This window comes from Nocardioides panacihumi (assembly GCF_039530925.1).
GTDB lineage: Bacteria > Actinomycetota > Actinomycetes > Propionibacteriales > Nocardioidaceae > Nocardioides > Nocardioides panacihumi.
Genome location: NZ_BAAAPB010000001.1, coordinates 1,786,791 through 1,807,856 on the forward strand (window position 1 = coordinate 1,786,791; position 21,066 = coordinate 1,807,856).

Below are 21,066 nucleotides of genomic sequence, written 5' to 3' on the forward strand. Positions count from 1 at the left end.
CGCACGGGCGCTCAGGTGGGGCCCACGGCGGCCGAAGGGATCACCGGTGACCGCCGGGTCGCCCTCCGCCCGCTACATCCCGAGGTCCGCCATGACTGCCGTGAGCATCCCGCCCCGAGCCGCCGCCCTGCCCGACGTACGTCGCCCCGGCGGCGCCGGTCGTCTCGTCGCATGGTTCGCCGACCGCGGCATCCGCACCAAGCTCATGACCGCTGTCGGGGTCCTCGGCGTGGTGGCCCTGATCAGCGGGTTCCTCGGCGCCACGGAGCTGACCAAGGCGGGCAACCGCATCGAGGACCTGGCCACCGCCCAGAAGACCATCTCCGCCCCGGTCGCCGAGCTCCACGGCAACGAGATCAAGGCCCGGATGCAGGTCGCGATGCTCGCCGCGCAGACCACCAAGGCCGGCCGTGACAAGTGGCGGTCGGACATCGCCGGGACCGACTCGGAGATCGAGAGCACGGTCGCCAAGCTCGACCCGACGTTGAGGTCGTACTCCTGGTGGACCGACTTCAAGAACGCCTGGGCCTCGTTCAAGGAGGTGCGCGACCACGACCTCGCCGGCGCCATGGCCAGCAACGACGACAAGGCCTTCAACAAGGCCTACGACGCCAAGATGGCACCGGTCGTCTCGCAGCTGGCCGACTCGATGGATGCCGCCGACGCGGCGGGCGTCGCGTTCTTCCAGACCTCCGCGAACAGCGCGGTCGCGGACGCCCACGCGGGCTACCGGACCATGTTCCTCGTGGTCGGCATCGGCCTGGTGCTCGCCCTCGGGCTCAGCATCCTCATCGCTCGCAACACCCTGCGCCGGATCCGCGCCGTGCAGACCTCGATCGAGGCGATGGCCCGGCGCGACCTGACCGCCGTGCCGGTGGTCGACTGCCGCGACGAGGTCGGTCAGATGGCCGAGGCCCTCGCCGAGGCGCAGACCAACATCCGTGAGGTGATGGCGCAGGTCGTCGGCTCGGCCGACGCCGTCGCGGCCTCCGCCGAGGAGCTCTCGGCCTCGTCGGTCCAGATCGCCGCCGCCGCCGAGGAGACCAGCGTCCAGGCCGGCGTGGTGGCCGACGCCTCGGGCCGGGTCTCCGGCAACGTGCAGACCGTCGCCGCCGGCTCGGAGCAGATGGACGCCTCCATCCGCGAGATCGCGCGCAACGCGACCGAGGCCGCACGCGTCGCATCGACCGCCGTGACCGCCGCGCACACCACCAACGACACCGTCCGCCGCCTCGGCACGTCCTCGGAGGAGATCGGCAACGTCGTCAAGGCGATCACCTCGATCGCGGCACAGACCAACCTGCTCGCCCTCAACGCCACCATCGAGGCGGCGCGCGCCGGTGAGATGGGCAAGGGCTTCGCCGTCGTCGCGAACGAGGTCAAGGACCTCGCCCAGGAGACGCAGAAGGCGACCGAGGAGATCATCGCCAAGGTCCAGACGATCCAGGCCGACACGAGCGGCGCGATCGAGGCGATCGGGCAGATCACCGAGGTGATCGGCACGATCAACGAGTCGCAGCTGACCATCGCCTCGGCCGTCGAGGAGCAGACCGCGACCACGATGGACATGAGCCGCAACGTGGCCCAGGCCGCCAACGGCACGAGCGAGATCGCGCAGAACATCGGGGGCGTTGCCAGCGCGGCCGCGAGCACGACCCACGCGGTCGCCCAGGCGCGCACCGCCACCGACGAGCTCGCGCGGATGGCCTCCGAGCTCCGCTCGCAGGTCGCCTCGTTCGTCTACTGAGCCGGCGACCGCTGCCGTGACGATCGACGCCATCGAGTTCGACTGGGTCGCCGACCTGGTCCGACGCGAGACGGCGATCGTCCTCGGAGCCGGCAAGGAGTACCTCGTCGAGACGCGGCTCACCCCCCTCGCGTACGACGCCGGCGAGCCGTGCGTCGAGGAGTGGGTGCGTCGCGTCCGCTCGGGTGGTACGCCGCACCAGCGCCGCGCGATCGTCGAGGCGCTGACCACCAACGAGACGTCGTGGTTCCGCGACGGGCCGGTGTTCGACGTGCTTCGCGACACGGTGCTGCCGGGCCTGCTGTCGGCCCGGGGTGCCGCCCCGGTCCGGCTGTGGTCGGCGGCGGCGTCGACCGGCCAGGAGGCCTACAGCCTGGCGATGCTCTGCCACGAGCTCGACCCCCACCGCCGCGCCGAGATCATCGGGACCGACGTGGCGTCCGCGGTGGTCGGGCAGGCGGCGGGCGGCTGCTACGACCGGCTGGCGATCTCACGCGGCCTGACCGCGCAGCAGCGGGCGGCGTACTTCCAGGAGTCTGCGCGGGGCTGGCGCATCGACCCGTCACTGCAGCGCCACGTCTCGTTCCGCACGCTCAACCTGGCCCGGCCCTTCGATGGCCTGCCGCGGATGGACCTGGTGCTGCTGCGCAACGTGCTCATCTACTTCGACGCCCCCACGCGGCTGGACGTGCTGCGCCGCGTCCGCTCGGTGATGGCGCCCGGCGGCTGGCTCCTGCTCGGCACCGCCGAGTCAGCGAACGACAGCGACCTCTTCGTGCCGGAGCGCATCGGGGCGGTCACGCTCTACCGGCCCCGCTGAGGGTGCCGAGTCGGCGCGTCTTCGCACCGTGAGAGTGCCGAGTCGGCGCGTCCTCGCATCCTGGTGCCCCGGGCGAGAGTCGAACTCGCGGGCCTTTCGCGTTCGGGGCAGTCGGCTGCTCGATCCGCGTTTCGTTGGTGCCCCGGGCGAGAGTCGAACTCGCGGGCCTTTCGCGTTCGGGGCAGTCGGCTGCTCGATCCGCGTTTCGTTGGTGCCCCGGGCGAGAGTCGAACTCGCGACCTTTCGCTTAGGAGGCGGCTGCTCTATCCACTGAGCTACCGGGGCAGACGCGTGACATCTTGGCATCCGGCGCCGTGGAGGGTGAAACCGCCAGGCCGCGAGCAGGGATCAGGCCCGAGCCGGCTGCTCGATCCGCTCCGGAGCCACGTCGAGCAGCCTCTCGAGCAGGACCCGGTCACCGGTGACGGTCACGAGGTCGAGGCACCGGTTGACGAACAGGCCGTAGATCCCTTCGGGGTCGCCCTCGACCACGACCTGCGGGTCGGCGATGGGCCCGTCCACGACCTCGCCGTCGACCAGGGACGCGACCTCGGTGCCGACCCGGAACTCGAAGCGGCCCGGCGGGGCGAGGCGCGCGATCACGGTGTCCATCGCGTTGGCGAGCCAGCCGTCGAAGAGCTCGTCGCCAGCGACGGGCGGGCCGAGCGAGCGAGCGCCCCACAGGGCCAGCTCGCGCATCGCGGGACGCAGCCCGCGCCCGTACTCGGTCAGCTCGTAGACCTTGGATGCCGCGGGAGGCGGCAGCACCCGCCGGCTGACGACGCCGTTGCTCTCGAGGTCACGCAAGCGGGTGGCGAGGATGTTGGTGCCGATGCCCTGCAGCCGGTCGACCAGGTCGGTGTAGCGCTTCGGCCCGTGCATCAGCTCCCGGATCACCAGCAGGGCCCATCGGTCGCCCACGAGGTCCAGGGCGTGCGCCATCGGACAGTACTGCTCGTAACGCTTGGGCATGCCCGAATGATAGCACTCGCGGTAAATTTGCAAGAAATAACTTGCAAATCTGAAGCGACCGCTCCTACGGTCGACAACATGACTTCAGAAATGCAAGCAACGCGAGCGGGGGCAGCCAGCCGTCGTCGGTGGCTCGCCCTCGCGCTCCTGTGCCTCGTGCAGTTCATGGTCGTGCTCGACATCGCGATCGTGAACGTCGCGCTCCCGTCCATCCAGGTCGACCTCGGGTTCGCCCGGGGTGACCTGCAGTGGGTGATCAGCGCCTACGCCCTCGTCTTCGGCGGCTTCCTCCTGCTCGGCGGTCGTACGGCGGACATGCTCGGCCGTCGCCGGGTCTTCCTCGTCGGCATCGTGGTCTTCACGTCCGCCTCCCTGATGGCCGGGCTCGCCTGGTCCGAGCCCTCGCTGATCGCAGCGCGCGCCTTCCAGGGCCTCGGCGCCGCGATCATCACCCCCGCCGCCCTGTCGATCCTCTCGACGACGTTCGCCGAAGGCCGGGAGCGCAACATCGCGCTCGGTGCCTGGGGCGCCGTCGGCGGCTTCGGCGGCGTGGCGGGCGTTCTCCTCGGCGGCGTGCTCACCAGCGCCCTGAGCTGGGAGTGGATCTTCTTCGTCAACGTCCCCGTCGGCCTCGTGGGCCTGGCGCTCGCGCCGGTGCTCCTGCACGAGAGCCGGGACGCCCGCGTGTCGAGCTTCGACCTGCCCGGCGCCGTGCTCGTCACCGGGGGGCTCTCGTCGATGGTCTACGCGATCACCCAGGCCGGCGAGAAGGGCTGGCTCTCGGCTCAGACCCTCGGCGTGCTCGGCGGTGCCCTGGTGCTGCTCGGCGTCTTCGTCGCCTGGGAGCTGCGCCACCCCGAGCCGCTGATGCGGTTCGGCATCCTGCAGTCGCGCACGGTGAGCGGAGCGAACGTCGCCGGCTTCATCATGGGCACCGCGATGTTCTCGATGTTCCTCATGCTGACGCTCTACATGCAGCAGGTGCTCGGCTACTCGCCCATGAAGACGGGAGTCGCGTACCTCGCCGTCGCGGGCACCGCCATCGTGTGGTCGGCGGTCGCGAGCCAGCTGGTGACGCGCGTCGGTGTGAAGCCCGTGCTGGTCGTCGGCATGGCGATGCTGACCGGGGGACTCGTGTACTTCACGCAGGTCTCGGTCGGCGGCAGCTACGTGGCCGACCTCCTGCCCGGCTTCCTCCTGATCGGCGTCGGCATCGGCTTCTCGTTCGTGCCGATCTCGATCGCGGCGCTGGCCGGCGTACGTCCGGCGGAGGCGGGGCTCGCCTCGGGCCTGATCAACACCTCCCAGCAGATCGGTGGGGCGCTGGGCATCGCCGCACTCTCCTCGATCGCGACGTCGCGCACCGAGAGCGCCGTCGCCGGCGGGTCGATCCTGCCGGACGCGCTCGTGCACGGGTTCTCGTCGGCGTTCCTGGTCGGGGCGGTCTTCGCCGCCGCCGGTCTCGTCGCGGCACTGACGCTCATCCGTCGGGACGAGCTGGAGGCGGAGGTGGTCGCCGAGGGAGAGGCGCTGCCCGAGCTCGACGCGGCCTGAGCCGGTCGCGCCCGTTTGGGGTTCGTCTGCCGCGCCCGTCACAATTGATCGATCCACGTACATTCTGGGGGGCGCGCGATGGCGCGTCCCCGAGGATGACCCTGGCGAACGATCGAGTGATGGTGACTGATGAGCGACGTCGAGCAGCGACCTGCCCACGTCGATGAGTCGTCCCATGACGGGGTCGAGGACACCGCGATCCGCCCCGTCGACCCGCGGATCGCGCGCCGGTCCACGTCCCGGACGACGGACAGTGTCGCCGGCCGGCGCCGCGCCAAGACCCGCCGGCATCACACCGTCCTCAAGGTCGTCGTCTCCACCCTGGTGGTGCTCGGCATGATCACGGGGCTCGGAGTCGCGTACCTCTACCGCGACCTCAACGGCAACCTCACCATCGCGAACTACCAGAGTCAGTTCGTCGAGAAGGCGCCGAAGAAGGTCCAGTTCGCAGGTCCGACGGACCCGATCAACATCCTCATCATGGGTGAGGACTCCCGCAGCTGTGCGGGATGCGCCGTCGACAACGAGAAGACCGCCGGCCTGTCCGACACCACGATCCTGCTGCACCTCTCGCGGGACCGGAAGCACGCCTACGGCATCTCGATCCCGCGCGACTCCCTCGTCGAGCGGCCCGAGTGCAAGACCGCGGACGGCAAGATCATCCCGGGCTCGACCCGGACGATGTGGAACGGCGCGTTCGCGTACGGCGGTCCCGCCTGCACGATCAGCCAGTTCCAGCACGACACCGGCATCCCGGTCGACTACTCGGTGGTCGTCAACTTCGGTGGCTTCAAGGGCATGGTCGACGCCGTCGGTGGCGTGGACGTGTGCGTGCCCAAGACGTTCCACGACAGCTACACCAACACGACGTTCGACGGCGGCACCCACAAGCTCGACGGCACGAAGGCGCTCGCGTACGTGCGAGTGCGGCACGGCATCGGCGACGGCTCCGACATCGGCCGCACGAGGCGCCAGCAGGCGTTCATCGCCTCGATGGTCAGCCAGGTCATGTCGGCCAACACCCTCGCCAACCCGGTGAAGGTCGTGAAGTTCCTGCGGGCGGCGACCAAGTCGCTCGAGCTCTCCGAGGTCGGCTCGACCGGGCTCGGCAACATCAAGGAGCTCGCCGGCCTCGCGCTGCAGTTCAAGAACATCGGCCTCGACAAGGTCGAGTTCATCACCGTGCCGTTCGTCTACGGCACGGGCAGCGAGAGCGGTCGGGTGCTCTGGACCTCCGACGCCGACAAGGTGTGGGAGCGGATCAAGAACGACCGCCCGCTGGGTGACGTCCTCACCGCCAACTCGATCCGGGTCGACAACGCCCCAGGTCGCACGACCGGCTCCAACCCGTCGGGTACGCCGTCGTCGTCCGCCTCCGCCTCGGCCTCCGCGTCGCCGTCGGGCCAGCCCTCCTCCAACGGCTCCGCCTCGTCGAGCCCGTCGTCGCCGGCCACCGGTCAGACCGAGGAGCAGAAGAAGGCGCTGGAGTCGGTCGGGCTCTGCTCATGACCACCCCCGAGTCGGACTGGGAGCGCAAGCGCCGGCTCGCGCGGATCTTCGGTGACGTGCTCCCCGACACGACCCGTGACGAGCGCGACGACCCCGACACGGCCGAGCGGGGCTCCGAGGCCTGGCTCAAGGCCCAGGTCCCTCCCCACCACGGCACCTGAGCCCGAGACGTCAATCCGTTCGGTCCGAGACGTCAATCCGTCTGTGGATTCCACAGACGGATTGACGTCTCGGACCGAACGGATTGACGTCTCGGCGGTGCGTGGGGGGATCAGACCTGGCGCGCGGCGAGCAGGTCGCGGATCTCGGTCAGGATCGCGATGTCCTCGGGGATGCCGGGCTCGTCGGCGGCCGGGAAGAAGCGCGCCTTCGCCTTCGTGTAGGGGAGCACGATCAGGAAGTAGACGACCGCGGCGATGATGATGAACGAGATCACCGCGGTCAGCCACGCGCCGACGTGGATCCCGTGGGGCGCGTAGGTGGAGAAGTTGGGGGTGCCGCCGACCTTGCCGATCAGGTCCATGATCAGCGCCACGGTCGCGGTCACGACGGAGGCGAACGCGAGGGCCATGATGAAGGCCACGGCGAGCTCCACGAGATTGCCGCGCAGCAGGAAGTTCTTGAATCCGGTCATGGTGTGCATCTCCAGGCATCGTCGAAGCGGAGGAAGTCTCCCGAGTCGGTCACGACACTAGTGAACGAAGGCGAAGGTGAGGAAGGAGCGCACTGACGCATCCGTCACGCGTGCGACCGCGTCATCGGGGAGCCCGATGAGGATCAGACGGCCGCTGAGCCCGGTCGTGACGGAGTTTCCGGCTGCCTTCGTCGGCGGCACCGCCAGGACGAGTACGCCGGCCGCGACGCGCGACGCTCCACCGGCCGTCCCCGGCGCGTCCGCGACCTCGCCCCCGGCCGATGCGACCGCGTAGAGGTCGATCCTGTCCCCGGCGTCGAGCAGGCCCGCCATCGCGCCGTCCGGCAGCCGGACGGGCAGTGCCACCAGCCCCGGGTGCGCGATGGTGAGCGACGGGCCGACCAGGCGGGCGTCGGTGATCGGCTCTCCGCGGCGCAGCGGCCCGGCGAGCGTCGCGCCGGTGGCCGGCGTGGCGGCTCCGTCGGGCACCGACGCCGGCGGCACGTGCGCCGTGGTGACGTCGGCCGCGGTCAGGGTCTGGCCCGCCGCCAGGTCGTGCGCCGCGACGGTCATCGCGACGGTCTCGGGCGCGGCCGGCGCGACGACCCGCAGACCGCCAGCCACCGCGCCGGCGGTCAGCAGGCCCGCGAGCAGCCGCCGGTGGCCGAGCAGCCGTCGTCGTACGCGGGTGACGGGTCGGGCCAGCGAGGTCGGGAGCACCCCACGACGCTAGGCCGGATCGCGGGTCTGCGCGTCCGGCTCTCCACAGGACCGACCGCGAGGGTCGGTCAGTCGGCGCTGGCGGCGGCCGCGGTGGTCGTGGTCGACCCGCCGGACGAGCCGGACGAGCTCGACGACGAGCTGTCCGACGAGCTGGCGGAGCCGGTCGTCGCCGGCGTCGCACTCGACGACGAGCCGCGGCTGTCGGTGCGGTAGAAGCCGGATCCCTTGAAGACGACGCCGACCGCGTTGTAGACCTTGCGCAGCTTGCCGCTGCACGTCGGGCACACGGTGAGGGCGTCCTCGGAGAAGCTCTGGACCTGCTCGAAGGCGTGGCCGCACTCGGTGCAGGCGTACTGGTAGGTGGGCACGATCACTCCTGGTCTCGACACGCTCGACGACTCACTTAGCACTCGTCGCCGACGACTGCCAGTTTAGAACGTCGAGCGCAGCCGGACGATTCCGGACGGTGTCACGGCACCCGTCACCGGCCGGTCGTGAGGCTCCACGGGGACCGGGAGGCCGACCTCGTCGTCGTACAGCAGGATCCAGACCGGGGTGCCGACCGGCACCCGGGCGAGGGCCCGGTCGTAGGACCCGCCGCCGCGGCCGAGCCGTGCCCCCGTGGGGGAGACGGCGAGCCCCGGCACCAGCACGAGGTCGGCGGTGGCGATCGCGTCGGCGCCCAGGTCGGGCCCGGCAGGCTCCAGCAGCCCGCGTCGCGCCGGCACGAGCGTGCCCGTGTGGACCGCCCAGTCGAGGTCGTTGTCGGGCCGCAGCACCGGCAGGATGACGCGGGTGCCGCGCTCGAGCAGCGCCTCGAGCAGGAGACCGGTGCCGGGCTCGGTCCCCATCGAGACGTACGCCGCCACGGTCGCCGCCCGGCGCACCTGGTCGCTCGCGAGGAGGTGCGCGGCGATCGCCTCGGACGCCTGACCCACCTCGCTGAGCGAGCGCTGGCGCCGGCCGGCCAGCAGCTGGTCGCGGGTGCCCACCTTGCTCCCGGACATGCCGCCGGGGCCTGGGGATCCCCCAGATGTGGAGAACGATTGCGGGTCGGCCACATAGGCAGCCTACGATCGAAGGCATGGGTAGTGCAGGGCTGCATAAGGCGGTCGCGAAGATGCGGGACGCCGGGGTGGACGAGGTCGCAGTCGAGACCTTCGCGCACTATTACCGACTCCTCGAGCACGGCGAGACCGGGATGATCCCCGAGTCGACCATCGAGCCGGTCGACATGCCGGCCCTGGCCGACGTGAAGGTCTCGGACGAGGACGCGGTCGCGGCACTGCGCACCACGGCCGTCATCAAGCTCAACGGCGGCCTCGGCACGTCGATGGGCATGGACCGCGCCAAGTCCCTGCTCTGCGTGCGCAAGGGGCTGTCGTTCCTCGACGTCATCGCGCGCCAGGTCCTCCACCTGCGCACGACGTACGACGCCCCGCTGCCGCTGCTCTTCATGAACTCGTTCCGCACGAGCGCGGACACGCTCGACGCGCTCGCGCGCTACACCGCGCTGCCGGTCGACGGCCTGCCACTGGACTTCCTCCAGAACAAGGAGCCCAAGCTCCTCCTCAAGGACCTCTCCCCGGTCAGCTGGCCGAAGGACCCCGAGCAGGAGTGGTGTCCGCCCGGCCACGGTGACCTCTACACGGCCCTGCGCGGCTCCGGCCTCCTCGACCGGCTCCTCGAGCAGGGCTTCGAGCGGGTCTTCGTCTCCAACTCCGACAACCTCGGCGCGGTGCCCGACCCGTTGGTGGCCGGGTGGTTCGCGACGAGCGGTGCCCCGTTCGCGATCGAGGCCGTCCGGCGCACGCCGAGCGACCGCAAGGGCGGTCACTTCGCGATCCGCAAGTCCGACGGCCGGATCATCCTGCGCGAGACGGCGCAGACCCTGCCGGAGGACATCGAGGCGCTGCGCGACCTGGGACGGCACCGCTACTGCTCGACCAACAACCTCTGGTTCGACCTGCGCGCGATGAAGCAGGCGCTCGACCTGCGCCACGGCATCCTCGGGCTGCCGCTGATCCGCAACGTCAAGAACGTCGACCCCGCGGACAAGAAGTCGCCCGAGGTGGTCCAGATCGAGACCGCCATGGGTGCTGCGATCGAGGTCTTCGAGGGCTCGGCGCTCATCGAGGTGGGCCGCGACCGCTTCGTCCCGGTCAAGACGACCAACGACCTGCTCGTGCTCCGCTCGGACGTCTACGACCTGGCGGACGGGTTCGTGCTCGACCCGACGGTCGAGGAGGTCCCGTACATCGAGCTCGACGACCAGTACTACAAGGTCGTGGCCGACTTCGAGAAGCGCTTCCCCGAGGGCATCCCCTCGCTGCGCAAGGCCACCTCGTTCAAGGTCGGCGGTGACTGGACGTTCGGCAAGGGCGTCCAGGTGATCGGCGCCGTCGAGCTGGAGGACAAGGGGTCGCAGCGAGTCGGCGCCGACTCGGTACTGTCATCGGGTGCCCACTAGCGACCTGACCTCCGTCGACGATCTCCGCGAGCGGATCCTCGCGGACATCGAGCCGCTTCCGGCGTACCCGCAGGCCCTCATGGACGCCTTCGGACTCGCGAGCGCCGAGGACGTCCACGCCGACGTCTCCCTGCCGAGCTTCGACAACTCCTCCCACGACGGCTACGCCGTCCGCTTTGAGGACGTGGCCTCGGCCACCGAGGACGCGCCGGTGCACCTGCCCGTCGTCGGCGAGATCGCCGCCGGTCAGGCCGGCCTGCTCGCGCTCTCACCCGGTACGGCGGCCAAGATCATGACCGGCGCGCCGATGCCGACCGGCGCCGACACGGTCGTGCCCTACGAGTGGACCGACCGCGGCGTGGTCCGCGTGGTCGTCAGCCAGGCGCCGGCGAGGAAGGGCGAACACGTCCGTCCGGTCGGCGACGACGTGCGCTCCGGCGACCTGGTCGTCAGCGAGGGGACGGTCCTCGGGTCGCGTCACCTCGGGCTGCTCGCCGCCGTCGGCCGTGCGACGGTTGCCGTCCGACCCCGTCCGCGGGTCGTCATCCTCTCCACCGGCAGCGAGCTCCGCGACCCCGGCCAGCCGCTCGGTCACGACTCGATCTACGACGGCAACTCCTACCTGCTCGCGGCCGCCGCCCGCCGTGCCGGCGCGATCGCCTACCGGGTCGGCATCGTCCCCGATGAGCCGGCGAAGTTCCTCGAGGCGCTCAGCGACCAGCTCGTCCGCGCCGACGTGGTCATCACCTCGGGTGGCGTCTCCCAGGGCGACTACGACGTGGTGAAGGAGGCGCTTCGGCCGGAGGGCGTCTGGTTCGGCGGGGTCGCGATGCAGCCGGGCAAGCCGCAGGGCTACGGCCGCGTCGGCGAGGACCGGATCCCGATCTTCACGCTGCCGGGCAACCCGGTGTCGTCGTACGTCTCCTTCCAGGTGTTCGTGCTCCCGGCGCTGCGCCGGATGATGGGCATGCGACCCGAGGTCAGGCCCGTCCTGCGGGCACGCCTGACGGGTCCGCTCACCTCGCGGCCGGGGCTGCGCCAGTTCCTGCGCGGGGAGCTCGTCACCGCCTCGGGCGGCAGCTCGGTGAGCCCCGTCGGTGGCTCCGGCTCCCACCTGATCGGCGACCTGGCCAACGCCAACTGCCTGATCGTCGTCCCGGAGGACACCACCTCGGTCGAGGCCGGTGCGACAGTGGACGTCCTGCTGATGGACGAGGAGTTCTAGGGAATGTCCGAGCTCACGCACCTCGACGAGACCGGTGCGGCCCGCATGGTCGACGTCACCGGCAAGGACGTGACCGCCCGCACCGCCACGGCGACCGGGCGCGTCCTGGTCTCGGCCGAGGTCGTCGGGCTGCTGCGTGGTGAGGGTGTGCCGAAGGGCGACGCGCTCGCGGTCGCCCGCATCGCCGGGATCATGGGCGCCAAGCAGACGCCGTCGCTGGTCCCGCTCTGCCACCCACTCGCGATCTCCGGGGTCACGGTCGACCTGGCAGTCGCCGACGACGCCGTCGAGATCACCGCGACCGTGCGCACGGCCGACCGCACCGGCGTCGAGATGGAGGCGCTCACAGCGGTCTCCGTGGCCGCCCTGACGGTGGTCGACATGGTCAAGGCCGTCGACAAGGGGGCCGTCATCACCGACGTCCGCGTCGAGTCGAAGACCGGGGGCAAGTCGGGGGACTGGCACCGATGACACACCTGCCGGCCGGGATCGTCGTCGCCTCCAACCGCGCCTCGGCGGGGGTCTACGAGGACACCACCGGACCGCTGCTCACCGCCTTCCTCGCCGACCTCGGATACCTGGTCGGCGAGCCCGCGGTCGTGCCGGACGGCGAGGCGGTCGGCGCCGCGATCCGCGGGTTCGTCCGTGCAGGTGCCCGGGTGGTGCTCACGACCGGCGGCACCGGGCTCACGCCCACCGACCTCACCCCCGAGGTGACACGTCCGCTGCTCGACCGCGAGATCCCCGGGATCGCGGAGGCGATCCGCGCCGCAGGCGTCGCGAAGGGCATCCCGACGGCCATGCTCTCCCGCGGCCTCGCCGGGCTCGCGGGGCAGTGCCTCGTCGTCAACCTGCCGGGCTCGCGCGGGGGCGTGAAGGACGCGATCGAGGTCCTCCGTCCGGTGCTCCAGCACGCCGTCGAGCAGTCGGTGGGCAGTGATCACTGAGGCGGGTGCGGGGGCCTGGCCGGTCACGCTGCGCTCCGGTGACGTGACGGTCCGTCCGCTCTCGCCCGCTGACGCCGCCGAGTGGCGCACCGCCCGCCAGCGCAGCGCCGCCTGGCTGCGGCCCTGGGACGCCACGGTCCCGCCGGGGGGCGACGCCCGGCCGACGTCGTTCCGGTCACTGGTCCGGCGGTTGCGCCGGGCGGCCCGGCACGGGGCCGCGTACCCCTTCGCGATCGAGGTCGACGGCCACTTCGCCGGTCAGGTGACGGTGTCCAACATCGTGCGCGGCTCGGCGATGTTCGCGTCGGTGGGCTACTGGATCGACGTCTCGTACGCCGGCCGCGGAGTCGTGCCGCGCGCCGTCGCCCTCGTCATCGACCACTGCTTCGCGACCGGCCTGCACCGGATCGAGGTGGCGATCCGGCCGGAGAACTCCAACTCGCTGCGTGTCGTCGAGAAGCTCGGCATCCGCGAGATCGGCTACGCCCCGCGCTACCTGCACATCGACGGCGAGTGGCGCGACCACCGGCTCTACGGGATCACCGCCGAGGAAGTGCCGCACGGCGGGCTGATCACGCGCGTCACCTGAGAGGGACGTCATACGGGGTGGCTGTCCCGACAACCAGGGCGTATGACGTCCGAAATCACATCTGTCACACCAGCAATTTGCGACACACCTGTGGACATCCGACCCCTGGTGTGCTGGCGCTTCTAACCTCTCGTACGTGGATCCAAGCGCCTTCATCTTCGTCGGCCTCGCTGTTGCGTGGGCTGCCTACCTCATCCCCAAGGCGCTCGAGCACCACGATGCCGGCGCCCGAAGCCGTTCGGTCGAGAAGTTCTCCGACACGATGCGGGTGCTCGCTCGTCGTGAGGCGGTCGACCGCCGCAAGACGCAGCTCGTGACGAACCGCAAGCCGTCCGCGGCCGAGCCCGCCGCTTCCGCGCCCGTCGCGGAGCCCGAGGCGGCGCCCGTCGCCGCGCCCGTCGCCGAGTCGGTGCAGGAGCTCGACGCGGAGCACACCGGCTTCTTCGCCGCCCAGACGTTCGTACGCCGCAGCGCCGGCTCCCGCGCGGCCCGTCGGCGCCGCCGCGTGCTCGGCGGCCTGCTCGTCCTCCTCGCGATGGTCGCCGCCGCGGCGGCCGGTCGGGTCATCGGCTGGTGGTGGGTCGCCGCGCCCGTCGTCCTGCTCGTCGCGTGGCTGGTCGCCTGCCGCAAGATGGTGACGGCCGAGCGCGCCGTACGCCGTCCGGTCGTCCAGCGGGTGACCGACCCGGTCGAGCCGGAGACCCCGGGCGTCGAGGACGCCGTACGGCTCGACGACACCGCCGCAGTGCCGGCCGTGCGCGCCCAGGTCGCCGCGCCGATCGCCTCCGGTGACGGCTGGGAGCTCGTCCCGGTGACCCTCCCGACGTACGTCTCGAAGCCGCCGGCGCGCCGCCCCGTCAGCACCATCGACCTCGACTCCACGGGCGTGTGGACCTCCGGCCACACCGCCGCCGACAGCGCGCTCGTCCAGCAGGCCGAGGCCGCCCGTGTCGCCGGGGCCGAGGCGGCCAGCGCGGCGGCGGCATCGGCGCGTCGCGTCAGCGGGGCCTGATTTCGGCCCACGCGTCGGGTGCTGCTAGCCTTTCCGACGCACTGGGGGTGTGGCGCAGTTGGTAGCGCGTCTCGTTCGCAATGAGAAGGCCAGGGGTTCGAATCCCCTCACCTCCACCGATGTAGCAGGCCAGGGGCCATGTCCGGAATCCCGACAGGGAGGAAGGACATGGCCCTTCGGCATTTACTCGGACTCTTCCGGTCAGGACCTCGTGCCGCCAGTGGTGACGGCAGACAGGCCGGACGACGAGTAGTGCGCACCGGGGGGCCGGTGCGGCGAATTCACAGACCTCCTTCAGGAAACGTCCCGGCTCCGCGACTAGCCTGGAGGCGACGTCGATGATTGACGTCGGCATGCTCGTCCGAGGTTGGTGAGGACATGCGAGCATTCGATGGACCGGTCGGCCCCAGAGGTGCCACCGTGCTCCTCGCCGCCGCGGTCGTGGCGAGCGTCCTCGCGTTGCACGGGTGGTCCACGCGCCCGTCGAGTGCACTTCCCGGGGGGCTCGCCGGCGGCGGGGGCGGCGGCCACGTCCGGCACCAGGCGCCGGCGACCGCGCCGCTCCTGTCATCGCAGAGCTTCGCGTCGTACTCGTATCAGGTCTGGCCGGGCACCCCGAGTGCGGCGGCGAGATCCGCGATGACGGGGCTCTCCATCTCGGTTCACCGGACGGGCTCCGGGATCTCGCTGAGCGCGGGCCCGAGTGGACAGCCCGGCGTCGCCCACACCTATGCCGGGGGTGCGCGCGTCTACGTCGTGGAGGGCTCGATGGGCGACGAGTCGGGGACCTCCGACTACAACCTCGGAGACGACGGCGTCGTGGTCACGGACGCGCAGGGCAGGGTCGTCCAGTGACCGCGCACCAGACATCGCCCTCGACACGGCTCGCGGTGGAGCAGGCCGCGCAGCTGGTCGACGAATGGGCGCCCACGGTCAGTCGTCTCCTCCTGGGCCTCGTGCTGGGTTGGTTCGGCTACCACGAGCTCGTCCACCCGACCCTGTGGACCGGTTACGTGCCGGTGGTGTCGGGAGCGACCCTGCCCGTTCTGCTCGTCCTGGCCCACGGCTGGATCCTGCTCCTGCTCGCTGTGGCCCTGGTGGCCGGCATCATGGTGAGGGCCGCCGCCGGCGTCGCGGCGCTCCTCCTGCTCCAGATCGTCATCTCGCTGACGATGTCGAACGGTCTGTCCGATCTGGTCCTGCGGGACGTCGGCGTGCTCGGCCTCGCTGTCTGCCTGAGCGCGAGCTCGAGGCAGCGCCTGCTGCTTCGCCGCTAGCGGCACGGCGTGGTGCTCAGCGGGCCGCGAGCAGCTCGTCGGTCCACGCGAAGCAGGCGGCCGACATCTCGGCGAGGTCGCCGTCGCCGGTGCCGGGCACGAGCGCGTCGACTCGCGCGGCCACGTCGGCCGGAAGGTCGGTGTGCAGGTAGCGCAGCCCGAAGTCGTGGCGCCACGGGCAGTGCTCGATGCGAAGCAGCCGCACCAGGCCGCCGAGGGCGAAGGAGAGGTAGAACGAGAGCGCCTCGGGCTGCTGTCCGCGTCGTACGGCGCGATTGACCAGCCACTCCGCGGTGGCTCGGCGCTGCCGGATCTGCTCGGTCCACTCCTCGCAGGCCCGCCGGATCTCCGCCTCGTCGTCGTGGCGCAGCTCGACCAGCCCGTCGGGGTCGTGCACGACGAGCGGCGTGCCGTGCCGGCGTACGTCGAGGATCCGGTGGGCGTCGGACAGGCTCGAGATGTGGAGGTCGACGATCCGGGTCGGCTCCTCCAGGGCGCCCGGGCGGTGCTGGTGGTTCACGAAGCACTGCCGACCGTCGGGCCACGCCGTCTGCGGCAGCTCCCAGACGTGGTCGATGTCGAACGTCTCGCGGATGCGCGAGAGCAGGCGGTCGTAGACCTCGTCGTGCTTCCCGGGCGTGCACAGGAGCTCGACGTCGAGGTCGGACCAGTCGTCGTAGCCGCCCGTGGCCGCTGACCCGCCGACCCACACGACCAGCACGTCGGGGTCGTCCGCGCCCTGGGCGGCCAGCCACTGGAGCCAGTCGTCGAACCGGCTGACATCGGCGGGAGTGGCGGTGATGGGGGCGTGTGTGGCGGTGGACATGGCGGGATGCTGGCACGTGGATTCTTCGGATGGCGAGGATGTTTTTCGGGTTGCCACAGACCGCGACCGCCCACCCCCTCCGAATGACGCGCCCGTCCTGCGGGAACGGGGTGGGTACTGGCCCGAAGGCAGGCGGCCCTGGATCGGCTTCAGACCCAGGGGTACGCCGGCCGCGGGCGCCACATCTGGGAGGAGTGGGCGATGGAGCTCAAGAGCGGTCTGAACGGACTCACGGACCGAGGGAGGTGGTCCGCCCGCGGGGCGTCATTCGTGGCGAAGCTCAAGGCGACCAAGATGGTGTGGTTCCCGCCGGACCCCGCGGACACCGGCAAGGCCGGGGCCGCGGCCGCGAAGAAGACCACGAAGACGGCCGCCAAGAAGTCGACGGGGGCGGCCAGGAAGTCGACGAGTGCGGCCAAGAAGACCGGCGCCGCCAAGAAGACGGCAGGCACCGCGAAGAAGACCGCCGCCACGACCAAGTAGGCGGACGCACGTAGTCGATGGGGTCGGGCCGGAGCGCCCGGCTCAGAGGACCTGGGACCCGTACATCTCTCCGAGCGGGTCAGCCAGGAGCTCGAGGCGCGCGCCGTCGGGGTCGCGGAAGTAGATCGAGGTGACGCTCTCGACGACGTACTCGACCCCGGCAGCGTCGAGCTTCTCGCGCAGGTGCTGCCAGCGGTCGGGGGTCACCGAGATCGCGAGGTGGTGCAGGCCGCCGAGCACCTCGGCGTACGGGCCGAGATCGAGGCCGGGAAGGTCGAAGAACGCGAGCAGGTTGCCGTTGCCGATGTCGAAGAAGAAGTGGTTCGAGCCGGCGTAGTCACGGTTCTCGAAGATCTCGGTGAGCGGGAACTCGAGGATGCCCTGGTAGAAGTCGATGGTGCGCCGCACGTCGGAGCACAGCAGCGCGAAGTGGTGCAGTCCGCGAGCGCTGGTGGCAGGTCGTTCGCTCGGAGGCACGAGGCAGTCCTGGCGGATCCGCTCCCGCTCGGCTGCGATCCCTGCGAGATCGATGGACGTCACTGTCATCACCTCAGATGCGGAAGAAGCCGGCGAGGAAGCGGTCCGCGAGGTCGCGGTCGCCGTGGATCGTGCCGGCGTTGGTTCGACCGTAGGCCGTGAGGACGAAGCTCCCCGGGTCGAAGTCGATGACCACCGGGAGGTCCGCCACGGGGCCCGCGGCGCAGACGAGGCCGTCGGGTCCGACGCCGATCCTGGTCTCGCCGGCGTTCTCCCCGGAGACGATGCGGACGCCGACCTCGAGCGGCGGATCCTTCGGCGCGACCACGGCCGTCGCCGTCCACAGCACGAAGCAGAGAGGTACGAGCAGGTCCGCCGACCTGGCGTCCAGTCCGTGTGGCGAGCCTGTGCCCTCGCGGATGTCCCAGCTGTGGACGGCATAGTCGACGAGCTGGAAGGCGGGGTAGAAGAACGCGGGCAGCGATCCCATGTACTTGTGCGGGACCGGCTGGGCCCAGTCGTCCTCCAGGAGCGCCTCCTCGATCGCCAGCATCCTCGCGAGGTCGGATGACAGCCGTTCGCGGGCCTCGCCGGGCGCCAGGTCGCGGAACTGCCGCGCGCCGCGGTCCGCGTGGACGGCCATCTCCCGCAGCGGCACCGACGGAGGCGGATCGCCCTTCCCCCGGGCGGCGTCGAACCCGACGAAGTACGTCTCGGTCGTGTCGAGCAGGTGCCCGACGACGTCGCGGACCTCCCAGTCGCCCGCGCCCGTCGGTGCAGTCCAGGACGACGGATCGGCGGTGAGGGCGAGCATCCCTGCCGACTCGCGCTCGACCGCATCCAGCAGGTTCGCCTTGCTGGAGTAGTCCATGAAGTTCCACGCGCTCATTGCGCCTCCCGACCGAAGAGCCGGACCGCCCCCGACCGGCGTCGGGGCCTGGGAAGCCATGTTCCTCGCTCCGGTTGAGTTGTCAACCACAGCGATCGGCGGTCCACGGCGCGGCCTCCGAGGAGCCGCACGCAGCGGAGCACCGACGATCGCTTGATCACAGGTCGAGCGTGCCGATGAGTACGCTGAACCTCTTGCGCGAGGGCTGCGACAGGCGGTCCGGGAAGGGCATCCATGTGCGCTCAGCCGCCGGTGACGATCCGATGACGACCGACCGCCGCAAGCCGGTCGCGCGGTACGTGCTCTTCTCCGACCCGGTGGCCCAGGACCGCTTCGCCGCAGTGGCGGAGGCGGCGTTCCAGGACCTCGCCCGTCTCGACCAGTGGGCCGGCCAGGTCTCGCTCGAGCTGGCCGCCGAGCCGAAGGTGCCGAGCCGGCGGGGGCTGCTGCGCCGCTCGGTCGCCGGGCCGGGCCAGGTCGAGACGCTCACCGTGACGGGTGCGCTCGCCGCGGCAGGTGAGGCGGGCCGGGACGTGCCTGCCCGTGTCGAGTCCATCGGCGGCTGCGCCGCGGAGCGCAAGCTCTCGGCGACCATGGGTCGCGTCGTCGTGGAGCTGGTCCGCGACCTCGCCGCCACGCCGGTCGCGGAGCAGCGCGCCCACCCGGCCTACCGCCAGACGCTGCGGCTCGCCGCGGAGCTCCAGGCGCTCTACTCCCTGCTCGCGGCCATCGGCTGCCAGGCGCCGTTCGGGTGCGTCCGCCCCCGGCCGCCCGAGCAATGGGGCCGGCGGGTCGAGGACGTCGAGATCACCGAGGTGCGCGCGGTGCTGCTCGAGATCGCCGAGGACACCGCGGCCCACGGGTAGCCGCGGGTCAGGCCGAGCCGAACGCGAGCAGCGCCACGGGGTCCGACGTCGGCGTCCTCGAGCCACCGGCGGGCTCGACCGTCACCCCCGCGCCGACCGCCGCAGCGGCCGGGCCGTCGAGCACCATCTCGGCCGACGAGACCCCGGCGGGCACGACCCCGGCGGGAGCCATCGAACCCTTGGCGTCCTGGAGCCACATCTCGTAGACCTTGCCGTCCGGCAGGGCCGCGAGGTCCTTCACCACCACGGCGGCCTTGTCGAGGCTGGCCGAGCGGTAGACGGTGACGGTGCCACCGTCGGGGAGGGTCTGCGTCGTGCGCTGGGCGTCCGGCGCGTGCTGGACCCTGCCGACGGCGGACAGGCTCGCAGGTGAGGACGGGCGGTCCCACGGGTGCCACGCGACCCCACCGGCGATGAGGACGACGGCCGCGGCGACCGCGAGCAGCGCGCGCCAGCGTCGACGACGTCGGTTGCGGTCGACGAGCGGAGGCAGCGGGCGTACGACGGCGGCGTCGGCGAGCACCCGCTCGCGCAGGCCCGGCGGCGGCGTCGTCTCGGTGAGGTCCGCCAGCCCGGCGGCCGCCTCGCGGAGGCTGTCCACCTCGGCGCGGCAGATGGGGCAGTCGGCCAGGTGCTTCTCGAACTCGGAGCGCTCGTCGGAATCCAGAGCGTCCAGGGCGTACGCGCCCGACAGGGCGTGGATGTCACTGCTCATCGCGGGCCCCCACTCCCAAGGTGTCTCGAAGGCGGATCAGGCCGTCCCTGATCCTGGTCTTGGCCGTGCCGACCGGAAGCTCCAACATGCTCGCCACCTCGGTGTGGGTGTAGCCGCCGAGGTAGGCCAGCTCCACGGCCTGGCGCTGGACCGGTGTCAGCGTGACGAGCGCGCTGCGCACCCGGTGGGCCTCGAGGGAGGCCTGGGCGGCCTCTGCTGTCGAGTCGTGGCTCACCGGTTGGTTCCTCTGCTCGTAGACGACGTCGCGTCGCGTCGCCGATTCGGCGGCGCGCACCCGGTCGACGGCCCGTCGGTGCGTGATCGTCAGCATCCAGGCGAGGGCGCTGCCCCGCTCACGCTCGTAGCGCGACGACGTACGCCAGATCTCCAGGAACACCTCCTGAGCGACCTCCTCCGCCTGGGCGGGGTCCCGGACCACCCGCAGCGCCAGGCCGTAGACCTTGGCCGACACCGTGTCGTACAGCGTCGCGAAGGCGGCCTGGTCACCGCGGGACGACCGCCGCAGGAGGTCGCCGAGGTCAGGCTCCGACGACGCCCCCTGCTCGGGGACGCCGTCGGGGACGGGTCGGAGATGTTCCACGGTTCCTATTCTCCGTCGGAGGTCACTTGGCCGGGGGCATGAGCACGGTGTCGATGACGTACACGGTGGCGTTGGCCGTGGGGATGTTCCCACAGACGACGTTCGCGCCGTCGACCTTCATGCCCGAGGTGTCACCGGTGACGGTCACCTGGTCCTTGTTGAGCGTCGTCTGCGTGCCCGCGACCGACATCGGGTCGAGCTTGCCGGCCACCACGTGGTGGGTGAGGATCGCGGTCAGCGTGGCCTTGTCGGCGAGCACCTTGTCGAGCTGCGCCTTCGGGATCTTGGAGAACGCGTCGTTCGTCGGCGCGAAGACGGTCAGGCCGTCGGCGCCGTTCAGCGTGTCGACGAGGCCGGCCTTGGTGACGGCGGTGACCAGGGTGCTCAGCAACGGGTTGTTGCTCGCCGCGGTCGCGACCGGGTCCTTGACCATGCCGTCGAAGGAGCCGGCGCCGCTGGTCGGGACCGCCGAGCAGCCGGGGCCGAACGTCTGCGACGCGGCGCCGCTCATGCCGCTCGACGAGGAGCTCATCGGCGACGACGGGGACGACGACATGGGCGTGCTGTCCGCCGCGGCGGCGCCGTTGCCCGAGTCGCTCCCGCCGCAGGCGGCAAGGCTGAGCGAGAGCGCGGCGGCGGCCGCGAGGCCGGTGGCGCGGAGCGTGTTGTTCATGGCAGTTGCCTTCCAGTTGAGCATCGAGTGTCTGTGGCTGTCCGTCATGACGTCTTG

26 protein-coding genes and 2 tRNA genes are annotated in these 21,066 nt (G+C 71.2%); 16 read left to right on the forward strand and 12 right to left on the reverse strand.

Annotated elements, in window-relative coordinates; genetic code table 11:
• Positions 1-91: 91 nt before the first annotated feature.
• Positions 92-1,747: a methyl-accepting chemotaxis protein gene (locus ABD205_RS08420; RefSeq protein WP_344044295.1), complete on the forward strand. Its 1,656-nt coding sequence runs from the start codon at positions 92-94 to the stop codon at positions 1,745-1,747.
• A 16-nt stretch (positions 1,748-1,763) separates the two neighbouring features.
• On the forward strand, positions 1,764-2,567 hold the full coding sequence (locus tag ABD205_RS08425; RefSeq protein WP_344044296.1) for a CheR family methyltransferase: 804 nt from the start codon (positions 1,764-1,766) through the stop codon (positions 2,565-2,567).
• A 209-nt stretch (positions 2,568-2,776) separates the two neighbouring features.
• Here the strand turns inward: ABD205_RS08425 and ABD205_RS08430 are convergent.
• Positions 2,777-2,852, reverse strand: a tRNA-Arg gene (locus ABD205_RS08430).
• A 63-nt stretch (positions 2,853-2,915) separates the two neighbouring features.
• Positions 2,916-3,539 carry a winged helix-turn-helix transcriptional regulator gene (locus ABD205_RS08435; protein WP_344044297.1) on the reverse strand — a complete coding sequence of 208 codons (624 nt, stop codon included), beginning with the start codon at positions 3,537-3,539 and terminating at the stop codon, positions 2,916-2,918.
• Positions 3,540-3,629: 90 nt separating this feature from the next.
• On the opposite strand from ABD205_RS08435, the gene ABD205_RS08440 reads away from it, so the two are divergent.
• The 3 genes from ABD205_RS08440 (at position 3,630) to ABD205_RS08450 (ending at position 6,763) form a co-directional block, all read left to right on the forward strand.
• Complete coding sequence (locus ABD205_RS08440; RefSeq protein WP_344044298.1) at positions 3,630-5,093, forward strand: MFS transporter; 1,464 nt, start codon at positions 3,630-3,632, stop codon at positions 5,091-5,093.
• 129 nt (positions 5,094-5,222) lie between these two features.
• Positions 5,223-6,602, forward strand: coding sequence for an LCP family protein (locus ABD205_RS08445; RefSeq protein ID WP_344044299.1), 1,380 nt, complete (start codon positions 5,223-5,225; stop codon positions 6,600-6,602).
• Complete coding sequence (locus ABD205_RS08450) at positions 6,599-6,763, forward strand: hypothetical protein (RefSeq protein WP_344044300.1); 165 nt, start codon at positions 6,599-6,601, stop codon at positions 6,761-6,763. The genes ABD205_RS08445 and ABD205_RS08450 overlap by 4 nt, the downstream gene beginning before the upstream one ends.
• Positions 6,764-6,873: 110 nt before the next feature.
• Here ABD205_RS08450 and ABD205_RS08455 read toward each other — a convergent pair whose 3' ends face one another.
• The 4 genes from ABD205_RS08455 to ABD205_RS08470 all read right to left on the reverse strand — a co-directional run bounded on the left by ABD205_RS08455 (position 6,874) and on the right by ABD205_RS08470 (position 8,966).
• Positions 6,874-7,236, reverse strand: a complete 363-nt coding sequence (locus ABD205_RS08455) for an MscL family protein (protein WP_344044301.1) — start codon at positions 7,234-7,236, stop codon at positions 6,874-6,876.
• 57 nt (positions 7,237-7,293) lie between these two features.
• Positions 7,294-7,956, reverse strand: a complete 663-nt coding sequence (locus tag ABD205_RS08460) for an SAF domain-containing protein (protein ID WP_344044302.1) — start codon at positions 7,954-7,956, stop codon at positions 7,294-7,296.
• 68 nt (positions 7,957-8,024) lie between these two features.
• The gene (locus ABD205_RS08465) at positions 8,025-8,327 is read right to left on the reverse strand and encodes an FmdB family zinc ribbon protein (protein WP_344044303.1); all 303 of its coding nucleotides are present in this window, start codon (positions 8,325-8,327) and stop codon (positions 8,025-8,027) included.
• Between the two features lie 63 nt (positions 8,328-8,390).
• Complete coding sequence (locus ABD205_RS08470; RefSeq protein ID WP_344044304.1) at positions 8,391-8,966, reverse strand: 5-formyltetrahydrofolate cyclo-ligase; 576 nt, start codon at positions 8,964-8,966, stop codon at positions 8,391-8,393.
• Positions 8,967-9,043: 77 nt separating this feature from the next.
• On the opposite strand from ABD205_RS08470, the gene ABD205_RS08475 reads away from it, so the two are divergent.
• From ABD205_RS08475 to ABD205_RS08515, 9 genes are all read left to right on the forward strand, one after another.
• Positions 9,044-10,429 (forward strand): UTP--glucose-1-phosphate uridylyltransferase, encoded by a 1,386-nt coding sequence (locus ABD205_RS08475; RefSeq protein ID WP_344044306.1) that lies wholly within the window; start codon positions 9,044-9,046, stop codon positions 10,427-10,429.
• Positions 10,419-11,654 carry a molybdotransferase-like divisome protein Glp gene (glp, locus tag ABD205_RS08480; RefSeq protein WP_344044307.1) on the forward strand — a complete coding sequence of 412 codons (1,236 nt, stop codon included), beginning with the start codon at positions 10,419-10,421 and terminating at the stop codon, positions 11,652-11,654. The genes ABD205_RS08475 and glp overlap by 11 nt, the downstream gene beginning before the upstream one ends.
• A gap of 3 nt (positions 11,655-11,657) precedes the next feature.
• Positions 11,658-12,125: a cyclic pyranopterin monophosphate synthase MoaC gene (gene moaC / locus ABD205_RS08485; protein WP_344044309.1), complete on the forward strand. Its 468-nt coding sequence runs from the start codon at positions 11,658-11,660 to the stop codon at positions 12,123-12,125.
• A complete protein-coding gene (locus ABD205_RS08490) occupies positions 12,122-12,601 on the forward strand; it encodes a MogA/MoaB family molybdenum cofactor biosynthesis protein (protein WP_344044310.1) in 480 nt (159 codons plus the stop codon). Before moaC ends, ABD205_RS08490 begins: the two co-directional genes overlap by 4 nt.
• Entirely contained in the window at positions 12,591-13,190 is a 600-nt protein-coding gene (locus tag ABD205_RS08495; protein ID WP_344044311.1) for a GNAT family N-acetyltransferase, read from the forward strand. Before ABD205_RS08490 ends, ABD205_RS08495 begins: the two co-directional genes overlap by 11 nt.
• A 136-nt stretch (positions 13,191-13,326) precedes the next feature.
• A complete protein-coding gene (gene sepX, locus ABD205_RS08500; protein WP_344044312.1) occupies positions 13,327-14,202 on the forward strand; it encodes a divisome protein SepX/GlpR in 876 nt (291 codons plus the stop codon).
• A gap of 43 nt (positions 14,203-14,245) precedes the next feature.
• Positions 14,246-14,318 (forward strand) — tRNA-Ala (locus tag ABD205_RS08505).
• 304 nt (positions 14,319-14,622) lie between these two features.
• Positions 14,623-15,057: a hypothetical protein gene (locus ABD205_RS08510; RefSeq protein ID WP_344044313.1), complete on the forward strand. Its 435-nt coding sequence runs from the start codon at positions 14,623-14,625 to the stop codon at positions 15,055-15,057.
• Positions 15,054-15,479: a hypothetical protein gene (locus tag ABD205_RS08515; protein ID WP_344044314.1), complete on the forward strand. Its 426-nt coding sequence runs from the start codon at positions 15,054-15,056 to the stop codon at positions 15,477-15,479. The genes ABD205_RS08510 and ABD205_RS08515 overlap by 4 nt, the downstream gene beginning before the upstream one ends.
• Before the next feature lie 16 nt (positions 15,480-15,495).
• Here ABD205_RS08515 and ABD205_RS08520 read toward each other — a convergent pair whose 3' ends face one another.
• Positions 15,496-16,305, reverse strand: a complete 810-nt coding sequence (locus ABD205_RS08520; protein ID WP_344044315.1) for a hypothetical protein — start codon at positions 16,303-16,305, stop codon at positions 15,496-15,498.
• A 201-nt stretch (positions 16,306-16,506) separates the two neighbouring features.
• Between ABD205_RS08520 and ABD205_RS08525 the strand changes: the two genes are divergently transcribed.
• Positions 16,507-16,788, forward strand: coding sequence for a hypothetical protein (locus ABD205_RS08525; protein ID WP_344044316.1), 282 nt, complete (start codon positions 16,507-16,509; stop codon positions 16,786-16,788).
• A 42-nt stretch (positions 16,789-16,830) separates the two neighbouring features.
• On the opposite strand, the gene ABD205_RS08530 is transcribed toward ABD205_RS08525, so the two are convergent.
• Together ABD205_RS08530 and ABD205_RS08535 are read right to left on the reverse strand one after the other, a co-directional pair.
• Complete coding sequence (locus ABD205_RS08530; protein ID WP_425572782.1) at positions 16,831-17,328, reverse strand: VOC family protein; 498 nt, start codon at positions 17,326-17,328, stop codon at positions 16,831-16,833.
• 10 nt (positions 17,329-17,338) lie between these two features.
• Positions 17,339-18,154: a maleylpyruvate isomerase family mycothiol-dependent enzyme gene (locus ABD205_RS08535; RefSeq protein WP_344044318.1), complete on the reverse strand. Its 816-nt coding sequence runs from the start codon at positions 18,152-18,154 to the stop codon at positions 17,339-17,341.
• A 263-nt stretch (positions 18,155-18,417) separates the two neighbouring features.
• Between ABD205_RS08535 and ABD205_RS08540 the strand changes: the two genes are divergently transcribed.
• A complete protein-coding gene (locus ABD205_RS08540) occupies positions 18,418-19,020 on the forward strand; it encodes a hypothetical protein (RefSeq protein ID WP_344044319.1) in 603 nt (200 codons plus the stop codon).
• 7 nt (positions 19,021-19,027) lie between these two features.
• On the opposite strand, the gene ABD205_RS08545 is transcribed toward ABD205_RS08540, so the two are convergent.
• Genes ABD205_RS08545 through ABD205_RS08555 form a run of 3 tightly spaced genes read right to left on the reverse strand, consistent with a single transcriptional unit; the run spans position 19,028 to position 21,009 of the window.
• A complete protein-coding gene (locus ABD205_RS08545) occupies positions 19,028-19,735 on the reverse strand; it encodes an anti-sigma factor (protein WP_344044320.1) in 708 nt (235 codons plus the stop codon).
• Positions 19,725-20,336, reverse strand: a complete 612-nt coding sequence (sigK, locus tag ABD205_RS08550) for an ECF RNA polymerase sigma factor SigK (RefSeq protein WP_344044321.1) — start codon at positions 20,334-20,336, stop codon at positions 19,725-19,727. Before sigK ends, ABD205_RS08545 begins: the two co-directional genes overlap by 11 nt.
• Before the next feature lie 22 nt (positions 20,337-20,358).
• Positions 20,359-21,009, reverse strand: a complete 651-nt coding sequence (locus ABD205_RS08555; RefSeq protein ID WP_344044322.1) for a fasciclin domain-containing protein — start codon at positions 21,007-21,009, stop codon at positions 20,359-20,361.
• Positions 21,010-21,066: the final 57 nt, after the last annotated feature.

Excerpts from the sequence above, each read along its gene's own strand:
- ABD205_RS08420 (WP_344044295.1), top strand. The coding sequence starts at position 92 with ATGACTGCCGTGAGCATCCCGCCCCGAGCCGCCGCCCTGCCCGACGTA.
- ABD205_RS08435 (WP_344044297.1), bottom strand. The coding sequence starts at position 3,539 with ATGCCCAAGCGTTACGAGCAGTACTGTCCGATGGCGCACGCCCTGGAC.
- ABD205_RS08440 (WP_344044298.1), top strand. The coding sequence starts at position 3,630 with ATGCAAGCAACGCGAGCGGGGGCAGCCAGCCGTCGTCGGTGGCTCGCC.
- ABD205_RS08445 (WP_344044299.1), top strand. The coding sequence starts at position 5,223 with ATGAGCGACGTCGAGCAGCGACCTGCCCACGTCGATGAGTCGTCCCAT.
- ABD205_RS08450 (WP_344044300.1), top strand. The coding sequence starts at position 6,599 with ATGACCACCCCCGAGTCGGACTGGGAGCGCAAGCGCCGGCTCGCGCGG.
- ABD205_RS08455 (WP_344044301.1), bottom strand. The coding sequence starts at position 7,236 with ATGACCGGATTCAAGAACTTCCTGCTGCGCGGCAATCTCGTGGAGCTC.
- ABD205_RS08470 (WP_344044304.1), bottom strand. The coding sequence starts at position 8,966 with ATGTCCGGGAGCAAGGTGGGCACCCGCGACCAGCTGCTGGCCGGCCGG.
- ABD205_RS08475 (WP_344044306.1), top strand. The coding sequence starts at position 9,044 with ATGGGTAGTGCAGGGCTGCATAAGGCGGTCGCGAAGATGCGGGACGCC.
- moaC (WP_344044309.1), top strand. The coding sequence starts at position 11,658 with ATGTCCGAGCTCACGCACCTCGACGAGACCGGTGCGGCCCGCATGGTC.
- ABD205_RS08490 (WP_344044310.1), top strand. The coding sequence starts at position 12,122 with ATGACACACCTGCCGGCCGGGATCGTCGTCGCCTCCAACCGCGCCTCG.
- ABD205_RS08520 (WP_344044315.1), bottom strand. The coding sequence starts at position 16,305 with ATGTCCACCGCCACACACGCCCCCATCACCGCCACTCCCGCCGATGTC.
- ABD205_RS08525 (WP_344044316.1), top strand. The coding sequence starts at position 16,507 with ATGGAGCTCAAGAGCGGTCTGAACGGACTCACGGACCGAGGGAGGTGG.
- ABD205_RS08535 (WP_344044318.1), bottom strand. The coding sequence starts at position 18,154 with ATGAGCGCGTGGAACTTCATGGACTACTCCAGCAAGGCGAACCTGCTG.
- ABD205_RS08540 (WP_344044319.1), top strand. The coding sequence starts at position 18,418 with ATGACGACCGACCGCCGCAAGCCGGTCGCGCGGTACGTGCTCTTCTCC.
- ABD205_RS08545 (WP_344044320.1), bottom strand. The coding sequence starts at position 19,735 with ATGAGCAGTGACATCCACGCCCTGTCGGGCGCGTACGCCCTGGACGCT.
- ABD205_RS08555 (WP_344044322.1), bottom strand. The coding sequence starts at position 21,009 with ATGAACAACACGCTCCGCGCCACCGGCCTCGCGGCCGCCGCCGCGCTC.